Below are 11,075 nucleotides of genomic sequence, written 5' to 3'. Positions count from 1 at the left end.
CGCTTTCCGACTTCAGTTCAGTGATGCCCTGCCAATGACTGCTATCCACGAGCCTTTAGATTCTTCCGCCACGCAGAAGCCCGCTGCGCGCCTCATCCTCGCGCTGCTCAAGCGCTCGCGCGGCGCATTCGCGGTGGCGCTCGTCGCCTGCGTGATGAACGGCATCGCGAGCGTGATGCTCGTCGCGACGCTCAATCGCGCGCTATCGACGCCTTCATCCGCCGATGGCGCGCTCGCCTGGCGCTTTGCGTTGTGCGCAGTCATCGCGCTCTTCACGCGCGTCGTATCGGGCGTGCTGTTCGCGCGGCTCTCGCAGGACACGATGGCGCAACTGCGAGAGCATGTCGCGCGGCGCGTGGCGGCGGCGGAGTTGCGCGATGTCGAGCGCATCGGCGCGGCGCCCGTTCAGTCCGTATTGACCGACGACGCCACCAATGTCTCCATGCTCTTCTTCGCGTTGCCGAACATCGTGATGCACGGATCGATCGTGTTCGGCTGCCTCGGCTGTCTCGCGTGGCTGTCGTGGCCGGTTTGCCTGCTCGCGCTCGCGGCGATCATCACGGGATCGCTCGGCTATCACCTCGGCGACAAGCGCGCGATCGCTTCGCTCGAAGCGGCCGGGCAATCGCAGGACAAGCTGTTCGGCTATCTCGGCGCGCTCTTTGCGGGCGCGAAGGAATTGAAGCTGCATCGCGCGCGCTCGCAGCAGTTCGTCGATGGACAACTCGGCGCGGCAATCGGCGAAGTGCGCGATCATCGGCGGCGCGCGTTCAGCGCCTATGCGATCGGCGTGGGCTGGATCATCTTTCTGTTCTACGGCTTTCTCGGTGCTGCGGCGTTCTGGCCATCGCTCGGCGTGCGCGCGGATGCGGGCGCGACAGCAGGCTACGTTGTCGTGTTTCTGTTCATGCTGGTGCCGCTCGATGGTCTGCTCAACAACATTCCCACGCTGAACGCGGCGCGCGTTTCGCTGGCGCGCATCGAGAAGGTGATGGCGGAATTCGGCAGTCTGCGCGTGTCTTCTGTTTCTGTTTCCTCCGCCGATGATGCGGGCTTTCACACGCTCACCATGCGCGGCGTCGCGCACTCGTATTTCCATGAACGCGACGAGCGCATGTTCCGCATCGGTCCCGTCGATCTGACGTTCAGGCCGGGTGAACTCGTGTTCATCGTCGGCGGAAACGGCAGCGGCAAGACCACGCTTGCGAAAGTGCTTACAGGCCTTTATGAGCCTGAATCGGGCGTGATCGAAGTCGATGGCGTCGCGGTCGATGCAACGAATCGCGCTGCATATCGCGAGCGTTTCACTGCCGTGTTCAACGACTTCCATCTGTTCGATGCGCTGCTCGGCATCGTCGATCCGAACGATGCGTCGCGCGCGGCCGCGGATGCCCGCGCGAATGCGCTCGTCGCGAAGCTGTCGCTGGATCACAAGGTGAAGGTCGTCGATGGCGCGTTCTCGACGCGCTCGCTTTCCACAGGTCAGCGCAAACGGCTTGCGCTGGTGGTCGCGTATCTCGAAGACCGTCCGCTCTATCTCTTCGATGAATGGGCCGCCGATCAGGACCCGGCATTCAAAGCGGTGTTCTACGAGCAGTTGTTGCCGGAGTTGCGTGCGCGTGGCAAGACTGTCATCGTCGTGACGCATGACGACCGCTATTTCTCCATCGCGGATCGCGTGCTGAAGCTGGAGAACGGAATGGTCGTGAACGAGACGCGCGGCGGCGGCGTGAGAGCGGCAACGCTCGACGTTCAGGCGAATGGCACATCGGGTTGAACGATGAACGGGGCGCAAGGCCCCGTTTTTTCAATGCTTCGGCAACGCAAGCAGCTTTTCGGTAATCATGTCGCCGAGCTTCAACGCCGACATCGGCCCGCCGAATCCCCAGATATTCGGTTCGACGAGCGTCACGCGCTGTGCCTTCTTCGCGGGCACGAAGCGCCATATCGGCGAATCGAGTGTGGCATCGACGGACGTCGCCGCATTCGATGTCGTCACGAACAGCACGGCCACATCCGGCCGCTTCAGGAAGTCCGCCGACGTCACATACACCGTGCCTTCGCGCGTGGGCTTTTCAGGCCACAGATGAACGCCGAGCGCACGCGCGACGCCCGCCGCCGTGCTGTTACCCGTATAAGCCCAGTATCGGTCGGGCAGGCCGAGGTCTTGCAACAGCGCGAAGCGCGTGCCCGTCAAACCCGCTTCCTTCAGACGCGCGGCATCGCGAGCCAGTCCCGCATCGAGCTTGGCATCGGCGATGCGCGCCTGCTCTTCGCGTCCTGTCATGCACGCGATCGTGTGAAAGATGCTGCGCGTCCATTCGAGCTGCGTGCGCGCGCCATCGGCTTTGCCGCTCTGCACATCCGGGCTGAATTGAAACAGCACCGTCGGCGCGATGCGATCCAGCGCCACGAAAATCGGCGCATGTCGATAACCCACGCCGATGATCAGATCCGGCCGCGTCGATGCGATCGCTTCCAGACTCGGTTCCTGACGCGTGCCGACCGTCGGCACGCCTTCGAAGCGCGCGCTGTCGTATCCGATCCAGCCGTCGTAATACTCGGGATCGACGACACCGACGGGCGTCATGTCGAGCGCGGCCACGTCTTCGGCGAACATGAATTCGAGCACGACGATGCGCAACGGGCGCGCAGGCATCGTCTTGCTGAATTGCGACACGGTCGGATTGCCGGCGAGCGGCGCGCAGGCGAGCGCGCGCTGACCGGAGAACGCGATGCACAGACACGCTCCAAGCGCTATCGAGAGATGGCGTCTTGCAAAGCGAGTTCTTCGTCGCGCATCGTCAAAAGCAGCGGGCAGCTTGCGCACAGTTGCGTCTCTCCGGGAATCTCATAGCGCACGCAGCATACGCGGCGCGCGCGAAACGGGTTGGGCAGAAGCGTCGATCGCGGCGTCGCATCGCGGATCGGCGTGCGCAGCGGATTCGCATCGCCGGCGCGAAAGAGCCAGGCCGCGTCGATATCGGCATCGCTGAAAATCGACCGGCAATTCGCGAGCAAATAGTCCAGCACGTTGCCCGCGTTGCTCCACAGCACGCGCGGTGCGATCTTCGTCATGCCCGCGATCATGCCGATCACGCGGTCCAGATGCGCGACGAGACTCGCATAGCGGCGCGCGGGATCGGCATCGGGTGCGCGCAATGCATCGGCATCGAAATGAAGCGCGGCGGGCATGCCCTCTTTCAGCACGAGATGCGTGCGTTCGGGCGACATATCGAGCGGACGCCCGAGCAGCCTCGCCGCCGCCACGCCCGCGGGCGCCGCGAGGCCGAAGTAGTACTTGCTCCATTGCGACAGCAGCGCGCGCGCATGAAGCGCGGCATCGCCGCCATAGAGCGCGATCATCGCGGCGAGCATTGCATCGCGATGATCGGCGAGCGATGTCAGCGCGATGCGTTGTGCATCGTCGTCCGGCTTGCCGAGCCACACGTTCTGCAGATACGGCGCAAGCTCGGGCGGCGCGAATTCGGCGAAGGAACGCGCTTGCTCTGTCATCGCGCGCGGCCCTTCTCGCGACGCGTTTCGATGACGAGCAGCGCCAGCATGTAAGGCGCGCCGATCAGCGCGGTCAGCACGCCCGCCGGAATCTCACGCGGCGCGAGCAGGGTGCGCGCGGCGAGATCGGCGGCGGCGAGCACGAGCGCGCCCAGCAATGCCGCGAGCCAGAGCCGCGTGCCGTGCGTGCGCGCGCCGAGCATCGTCGCGAGATGCGGCGCCATCAGGCCGATGAAGCCGACCGGCCCGACCGCCGCCACCGCCGCGCACGCGGCGAGCGTCGCGACCGTGAGCACGAGCGGACGCAGGAGCGCGATCGGCAGGCCGAGCGCCAGCGCCTGTTCGTCGCCGAGCGCGAGCAGATCGAGCGGACGCGCGAGCAACGCCAGCACCGGCAGCGCGAGCGCGCACCACGGCAGGATCGTCGCGACTTCGCCCCAGCTTCGCCCATACGTGCCGCCGACGAGCCACACGACAAAACGCGCCGGCTGCACGCTCTGCTGCGTGATGAGCCATTGCGCGAGCGTCGTGCATAACGTGCCGATGACGATGCCCGTCAACGCCACCGCGAGCGGCGCGTATCGATGCCGCCGATTGAAAAGCAGCGTGATGCCGAGCGTCGCGCCGCCGCCGGTCAACGCGGCCGCCGCGAGAAAGAGATGCCCGGCGAGCGGCCAGATCATCAGCGCGGCGAGCGTCGCGAGACCCGCGCCTTGCGTCACGCCGAGCACTTCCGGTCCGGCGAGCGGATTGCGCACGATGCTCTGCATCAGCACGCCGCTCGATGCGAGCAGCGCGCCCGCGAGCAACGCGCACAAAAGACGCGGCACGCGCAGTTCGAGCAGCATGCGGGCGATGTCGTCGCGGTGCGCGAGCGCATCGATCCAGCGCGCGGGGCCGAGCATCGTCGGACCGATGGATGCGCCGATCGCGAGCACCGCGCATCCGATGGCGAGGAGCAAAGCGGCGAGCGCAGGCGACGGCCACGCGGACAACGCCCGCACCGCGCCCATGCCGCGCCGCGCCGATTCGCGCGCCTGGCCCGCGTGCAGCGCGCCGGACCACGCCGCGCCGCTCCTGATCATCGCGAGCATCAGCGGCGTGCCGACGAATGCGATCGCGACGCCCGTCGACAAGGTCGAATCGAGATCGAGCGCGAGCACGGCGCTGTCGGTCGCGAGCACGAGCGCGCCGCCCGCGAGCGCGGAGAGCGGCACGAGCGCCGCGAGCTTCGACGCTTTGGCGCCGCGCAGGTGACGCAGCAGATTCGGCGCGATCAGCCCGACGTACGACAGCGGGCCCGCGATCGCCACCGCGACGCTCGCGAAGCCGACCGCGACCGTCATCGCGAAGAGACGCGTCGCATCGACGTTCACGCCGGCGGCGGCAGCGGCATCGTCGCCGAGCGCGAGCGGATCGAGCGGGCGCATCACGAACGGCAGCGCGAGAAGCGGCAACACGAGCCAGCGCAGCGCCGACATCAATCCCGTCGCGCCGGGCTGATACAGACTGCCGCTCGCCCACAGCGACGCGCCGACGACCGTCTGCTCGAAGAACGCGAGCAAGAGCGTCGAGATCGCGGAAAAAAGCAGCATGCACACGCTGCCCGCGAGCACGAGGCGCAAGGGCGTCGCGCGCCAGCCGCCCGCCGCGGCCGCGACGCAACCCGCCGCCGCGAGCCCGCAGACGAACAGCAACGGCACCGACGCCGCGCCGACCACCTCCGGCGCGATCATCGCCGCGAGCAGCCCGAGCTGCGCGCCGCCGGTGATGCCGAGCAGATCGGGCGCGGCGAGCGGGTTGCGCGTCAGCGCCTGAAAGAGCGTGCCCGCGACCGCGAGACAGCCGCCCGCGACGAGCGCGGCGGCCACGCGCGGCGCGCCCAGATCGAAGAGAAAGACATGCGCGAGACGCGCGGCATCCGTGCCCGATGGCGCATCGAGCCACGCGCGCAGTTCGGGATAGAGACGCAGCGCGGCCAGCGCGAGAATCAGCGCGATCAACGCACACGCGATCGCGCCCGCGCGATTCGGCGCGGCCACGCGATGCCGCGATGCGTTTGCCGTGGCGAGCGTCGTCATGTCGTGCGGCGTCCGGCGATCAGATCGATGGCGAGCGACACGCGCGCCCAGAACGAATGCGCGCGATGCAGGCGGCGGCGAGTCGCGAGCGTCGTCATGCGGCGATGCTCCGTTCTTCGACGCCATCGTAAGCGGGCACGCACATCGGCGCGCCCGTCTGCGGATGCGTGACGCGCAGCATGCGAACGCCGAAAGTCTCCAGCAAATGACGCGGATCGATCATCGCTTCGGGCGAGCCTTGCGCGACGATACGCCCCGCGCGCATCAGCACGATTTCGTCGGAGAACGCCGCCGCCTGATTCAGGTCGTGCAGCACCCAGACGATCGTGAGTCCGCGCTCGCGATTGAGCCGCCGCAATTCCCGCAGGATGTCGAGCTGATGATGGATGTCGAGGTACGTCGTCGGCTCGTCGAGCAGCACGATCGGCGCTTCCTGCGCGAGCGCCATCGCGATCCACGCACGCTGACGCTCGCCGCCGGAAAGCGCGGCGACATCGCGCGCGGCATCGTCGACGAGTCCGCTCGCGTCGAGCGCCGCATCGATCGCCGCGTGGTCCGCGCGCGTGAGACCGCGCATCCAGCCGCCGTGCGCGTAGCGTCCGTAGGCGACGAGTTCGCGCACCGTGAGTCCCGCCGGAATCTGATTGAACTGCGCGAGCATGGTGAGCGTGCGGGCGAGCGCGCGGCGGCGCATCGATGCGAGCGGCTTGCCGTTCACGTCGACCGATCCCGCGCGCGCCGCCTGCAAACCGGCGAGCGTGCGCAACAACGTGCTCTTGCCGCAGCCGTTCGGTCCGCATAACGCGGTGACGCGCCCTTCGGCGATATCGATGTCGAGGTTTTCCAGCACGACGTCGTCGCGATAGGCGACCGTCAACGAACGCGCGCGCAGCGCCACGGGCAATGTCATCGCGCCTCGCGGTAACTCTGCGCCATCGCCACGACGACGCGGCGCGGTCCTTCGAACGGATCGCGCGCGTGCGCGGTCAGCATGTTGTCGAGCATCAGCACGTCGCCGGTGAGCCACGGAAATGCGATGCGCTTTTCGTCGAGCACCGCGCGGATCTCGGCGAGCGCATCGGCTTCGAGCGGCGCGCCGTCGCCGTAAAAGACGTTGCGCGGCACGTTTTCCAATCCGACGGCATCGACGAGCGCTTCCTGCATGTCGTCGTCGAGCGCGGAAAGATGAAAGAGATTCGCCTGATTGAACCAGACCATGTCGCCCGTGCGCGGATGCCGCGCGACCGCCTGACAACGCTCTTCCGTGCGCAGCAGCAGTTCGCCGTCGTCGCTGTCGCGCCACGCGCAGGCAATCCCGCGCGCCGCGCAGATGCGCTCGACCTCGCGCGGATCGTCCGTGCCGAACGCGTTCTGCCACGGCAGATCGAGTCCTTGCCCGAAGTTGCGCACGTACAGCAGCTCGCGCTTCGCGAAGCGTTCGACGAGCGCCGGACCGAGCGCGCGATACACCGCGCGGCTGTCGGCGATCGGCGTCGCGCCGCCCGCACGCGCCGCGAGCGCGCAGTGGAACCAGATGCGCATCGGCCATTCGCGCGTGTACGACTGCTCGTTGTGCAGCGGAATCGAGCGATGCGGCGGATATTCCGTCGACGTGTACACCGCGCCCTCGACCTGGCTGCGCGGCGTCGAGGCGAATTCGTAGCCGATCAGCGGATCGCCGAACGACGCGGCGAATTGCTGGAACGCCTCGATCGACTCGACGCGAAAGCCGGTGAAGCGCACGCCGCCCGCGCGTTCGAGCGATTCCGCGACGATCGAATGCAGCAGCGGCGCGGCATCGGCGAGCGACAGATCGACGCCCGCGCGCGGCGATACGACGACCGGCAAGCCCGGCTCGATCCGCAGATCGGCGAGCGCGGGCGCGGTCACGGAGAGCGCGCTCATCAGTTCAGGCTCGCGCGGGCTTGTGTGGCGATGGCGTCCATGTGACGGCGCAGGCTCGCGGGGCGCATGTCGGTCCAGACCTGTTCGATGTACGCGAGGCAATCGGCCTTCGCGCCGCGCTTGCCGGCCTCGCGCCATCCCGCGGGCACGTCGCGGAACGTCGGCCAGATCGAATACTGCTCTTCGTCGTTGATGACGACCGTGTAGACGAGATCGTCGGCTGCGTGGTTCTGCTGTTGCGACATGGTGATGTCTCTCTCTCTGCGAGTTGGCCTATATCGACTAGACGGATGAGCGGCGCGCTTTTTTACCGCCGACGAACGCCGGACACGCGACATTGCGTTCGCGCGCGTCGAGGCAAGCGGCGCAATGTTGCTGGGCGTCGCGCACCATGAAGTGCACGAGCGTCTGCGAGACGTTCAGCGCGCGCGCTGCGCTTTGCAGCGTCTCGTCGCGCAGCCGCACCATTTCGAAGGCGGCGCGATTGCGCTCGGGCAACTGCGCGAGCGCATCGCAGACGCGGTGCAGCGTATCGCGGGCCTGCGCGCGCGCTTCGGGCGAGAGTTCGTGCGAGGGCACGTCGAGGCCGTCCTCCTCGTCCGCGCGATAGATGTTTTCGAGGCTTTGCCGCCTGCACGCGTCGATCGACGCATTGCGCACCATGCGCGCGATGTAGCCCATCGGCTGACGCACGGCGTCCTGCTGCGGCAAGTCGATGAGACTGACGAAGACGTCATGCACCACGTCCTCGGCACGGCTCGCGCAACCGACGACGCCGCGCGCCATGTTCACGAGCATCTGCCGGTTGGCGATGGCGAGATCGAGCAGGCTGCGCCCGGTGGCTTCGCGCTCGGGCGGCGCCGGACGCGCGACGGCGGGTTCGCGCCGATGCCAGTAAGCATCGAGAGGCAGATTCGAAGGCGGCGGCGAGGTCGAAGAACGCTTCGACGATGCCGGCTGTATGTGCATGTAAGCCATAAATCGTGCTCCACTTCCGTAGGAGTCGCGAAGCTAACGTAAACGCGAATCGTTCTCAATAAAGCCCTACGTGACAGCAGGTCGTAAGGTTTCGCGCGATTCGGACGGATTCCCCGAGCGGATATGGGCGCGCGCGAAGCGGACAAAAAGTCAAGAACACGCCGCGAATAACTATTTTTTATCGCCTGTTCCCAACCGATTGCGCGACGTTGTTAAGCGGCGGCCTACTAAAGTTTCGATGCGAACGACCGTTATCCGCAGTGTGGTCCGGCCCGACCGTGACGCGAAAAGCCCGATATGGAACAACAAACTGAGGTGTTCACCCTGCCGCGCGGACGTGCGGCGACGTGGTTGCTGCACGCGGGAGCCGACATTCCCCGCGCGATCCGCGTCGCCCTCGTCGGAAGCCTGTTCGGCACGCTGCCGATATTCGCGGGCGGCGTGCTGAACACGGTCGCCGTCGCGTGGGTGCTGGACAGCCGCCATCCGACGCCCGCTTTCCACATCTGGCTCGCGCTCGAAATCGCCGTGTGTCTCGTGCGGCTCGTCGTGCTCGTCGTCGCGCGACGCCGCGCGCGCGAGCGCAAATCGACGCTGACGGATACCTACGTGCTTCTCGCGCCGCTTTGGGGCGCAACCGTCGGCTACGGCGCGCTGGTCTCCGTGCTGTCGGGCGACTGGGTCGCCGCGACGCTGTCGTTTCTGTCCGCCGCCGCGATGGTCGGCGGCATCTGCTTCCGCAATTTCGGCGCGCCGCGTCTCGTCGCGGTGATGATCTTTTTGTCGCTCGGGCCGTGCTGCATCGGCGCGGTGCTCTCGGGCGAGCCGACGCTCTGGCTCACGCTTTTGCAAATCCCGTTTTATCTTTTTGCGATGAGCGCCGCCGCGTGGCGTCTGAACGGCATGCTCGTCTCCACGATGAAAGCCGAACAGGAAAACGATCGCCGCGCGCGCCACGACGAACTGACCGGGCTCCTCAACCGCGCGGGTCTTTTCCGGGCGGTCCGATCGAGCGCGCCGGAGCACACCGCCCTGCTCTATCTCGATCTCGACGGCTTCAAGGCCATCAACGACGCCCACGGCCACGAAATCGGCGATACGCTGCTCGCGCTGGTCGCGCGCCGTTTGCGGCATCTGTCGGGCGAAGGATCGCTGGTCGCGCGGCTCGGCGGCGACGAGTTCGTGATCGTCACGCCGCCGCAGGCCGATCCGCTCGCGCTCGCGGATGTCATCGTGCGCGAGTTGTCGAAGCCCTTCGTCACCGATGCCGGCGCGATGCTGGAGATCGGCGTGAGCATCGGCGTCGCGATGTTCGATCATCATCACGACGAACTCGACGGCGTGCTGCGCGACGCCGACAACGCGCTCTACGAAGCCAAGCGCGCAGGCAAGAGCCGCCGCGTTCTTGCGGCCGTGCGGGAATCGGCCGGTCTCGCCGTCTGAACATCAGCCGTTGAGCTCGGCGCTCAGCGCTTCCGCTTCCCTCGCGAATCGCTGGCGTTCTTCGCCGTGCAGACGATCGTCGCCGGGAAGATCGACGGTGAGCGGATCCATCGCGACGTCATCGACGTGCACTTCGTAGTGCAGATGCGGTCCGGTCGCCCAACCCGTTTCGCCGACATAGCCGATCACCTGCCCGCGCTGCACCGTTCCGCCAGTCCTGATGCCTTTCGCGAAACGCGAAAGATGCGCGTAGACGGTCGAATACGGCGGCGGATTTTCCAGCATGACGACCTTGCCGTAACCCGTCTGCCTGCCGACAAACGTCACCTTGCCCTGCGCCGTCGCGTGCACCGGCGTCCCGATGGGCGCGGCGAGATCGACGCCGTCGTGACTTTGCCAGCGATGCACGACCGGATCGAACCTTCGCAGCGAGAAGTCCGACGACACCCGCGTGAACGCAACCGGATAGCGCGAGAACGCGGGTTTCGTGCTCTTGCCGTCCTTCGCGTAATAGCGCGTTTCGCCGTTCGGATCGCGATAAAGGAACACGTCGTGCGATGACGATCCGGTCGTCAGACGCACGGCGAGCGGCGGGTCATCGGCGGTTGCGCTGCCTTGCGGACGGTCATAGACCACGCTGAGCGTGTCGCCTTTTCTGAGATCGCGCCGCATGTCGACGTTGCTCGCGAACGCTTCGGTGAGCGTCGCGATCGTCCCTTGGTCGATGCCGAGGCTTTGCGCGGCATCGGAGAACGTCTCGTCGACGGTCGCGCTTTCAGTGGTGCGTGTCGGCGCGGGCGGCGTTTTCGGCGCGGCGCGTTGGGGCAGCGAGACCGCGGGCGCCTCGTCCTTATCGGCCAAAGCCGCGGTCGGACGATGCAGCGCGTTGCAGATCACGACCGTACAGATGGAACCGATCGCGCAAGTGAAAAGCAGTCGGCCTGCCTTGCCGGGCAAGGCGTTGGAAGAAGATAAAGGCATCGGCGGGAGGCGGATCGAGCGACGCGCGCTTAGGGCGCATCGGTCGAGGGATCAGAAGGCGCGGCGCGGGCCGCGAGCGTCGGGAAAACCCGCGCGTCATTCGATCTGCCGCGAAAGCGGGTAAATCGTCGGGGATCTTTGGACAAAAAGGCGCGCTGACATGGAAAGGCG

Annotated in this window: 10 protein-coding genes; 2 read left to right on the top strand and 8 right to left on the bottom strand. The window is 66.8% G+C overall.

Features of this window, described 5'->3' with window-relative positions; all coding sequences use genetic code 11:
• Positions 1-34: 34 nt before the first annotated feature.
• A complete protein-coding gene (locus NCS67_RS25640; protein WP_250437159.1) occupies positions 35-1,777 on the top strand; it encodes a cyclic peptide export ABC transporter in 1,743 nt (580 codons plus the stop codon).
• Between the two features lie 30 nt (positions 1,778-1,807).
• On the opposite strand, the gene NCS67_RS25635 is transcribed toward NCS67_RS25640, so the two are convergent.
• The 7 genes from NCS67_RS25635 to NCS67_RS25605 form a co-directional block, all read right to left on the bottom strand.
• On the bottom strand, positions 1,808-2,761 hold the full coding sequence (locus tag NCS67_RS25635) for an ABC transporter substrate-binding protein (protein WP_502801874.1): 954 nt from the start codon (positions 2,759-2,761) through the stop codon (positions 1,808-1,810).
• Positions 2,758-3,516: a siderophore-iron reductase FhuF gene (fhuF, locus tag NCS67_RS25630; RefSeq protein WP_250437158.1), complete on the bottom strand. Its 759-nt coding sequence runs from the start codon at positions 3,514-3,516 to the stop codon at positions 2,758-2,760. The genes NCS67_RS25635 and fhuF overlap by 4 nt, the downstream gene beginning before the upstream one ends.
• Positions 3,513-5,597, bottom strand: a complete 2,085-nt coding sequence (fhuB, locus tag NCS67_RS25625) for a Fe(3+)-hydroxamate ABC transporter permease FhuB (RefSeq protein ID WP_250437157.1) — start codon at positions 5,595-5,597, stop codon at positions 3,513-3,515. Before fhuB ends, fhuF begins: the two co-directional genes overlap by 4 nt.
• Positions 5,598-5,691: 94 nt before the next feature.
• Positions 5,692-6,507, bottom strand: a complete 816-nt coding sequence (locus NCS67_RS25620; RefSeq protein WP_250437156.1) for an ABC transporter ATP-binding protein — start codon at positions 6,505-6,507, stop codon at positions 5,692-5,694.
• The gene (locus NCS67_RS25615) at positions 6,504-7,502 is read right to left on the bottom strand and encodes a TauD/TfdA family dioxygenase (RefSeq protein WP_008347633.1); all 999 of its coding nucleotides are present in this window, start codon (positions 7,500-7,502) and stop codon (positions 6,504-6,506) included. The genes NCS67_RS25620 and NCS67_RS25615 overlap by 4 nt, the downstream gene beginning before the upstream one ends.
• Entirely contained in the window at positions 7,502-7,747 is a 246-nt protein-coding gene (locus NCS67_RS25610; protein WP_008347630.1) for an MbtH family protein, read from the bottom strand. The genes NCS67_RS25615 and NCS67_RS25610 overlap by 1 nt, the downstream gene beginning before the upstream one ends.
• A 37-nt stretch (positions 7,748-7,784) precedes the next feature.
• Positions 7,785-8,480 (bottom strand): RNA polymerase factor sigma-70, encoded by a 696-nt coding sequence (locus NCS67_RS25605; protein WP_008347629.1) that lies wholly within the window; start codon positions 8,478-8,480, stop codon positions 7,785-7,787.
• 297 nt (positions 8,481-8,777) lie between these two features.
• Between NCS67_RS25605 and NCS67_RS25600 the strand changes: the two genes are divergently transcribed.
• Positions 8,778-9,923, top strand: coding sequence for a GGDEF domain-containing protein (locus NCS67_RS25600; RefSeq protein WP_250437155.1), 1,146 nt, complete (start codon positions 8,778-8,780; stop codon positions 9,921-9,923).
• Positions 9,924-9,926: 3 nt separating this feature from the next.
• Here NCS67_RS25600 and NCS67_RS25595 read toward each other — a convergent pair whose 3' ends face one another.
• Positions 9,927-10,904 carry a M23 family metallopeptidase gene (locus NCS67_RS25595; protein WP_250437153.1) on the bottom strand — a complete coding sequence of 326 codons (978 nt, stop codon included), beginning with the start codon at positions 10,902-10,904 and terminating at the stop codon, positions 9,927-9,929.
• Positions 10,905-11,075 lie beyond the last annotated feature (171 nt).

The sequence above is a fragment of the Caballeronia sp. ATUFL_F2_KS9A genome (genome assembly GCF_023630765.1).
In the GTDB taxonomy this organism is placed as follows: Bacteria; Pseudomonadota; Gammaproteobacteria; order Burkholderiales; family Burkholderiaceae; genus Caballeronia; species Caballeronia zhejiangensis.
Note: the sequence above shows the minus strand (reverse complement) of the source record. Positions and strands in the feature narration are given on the sequence as shown.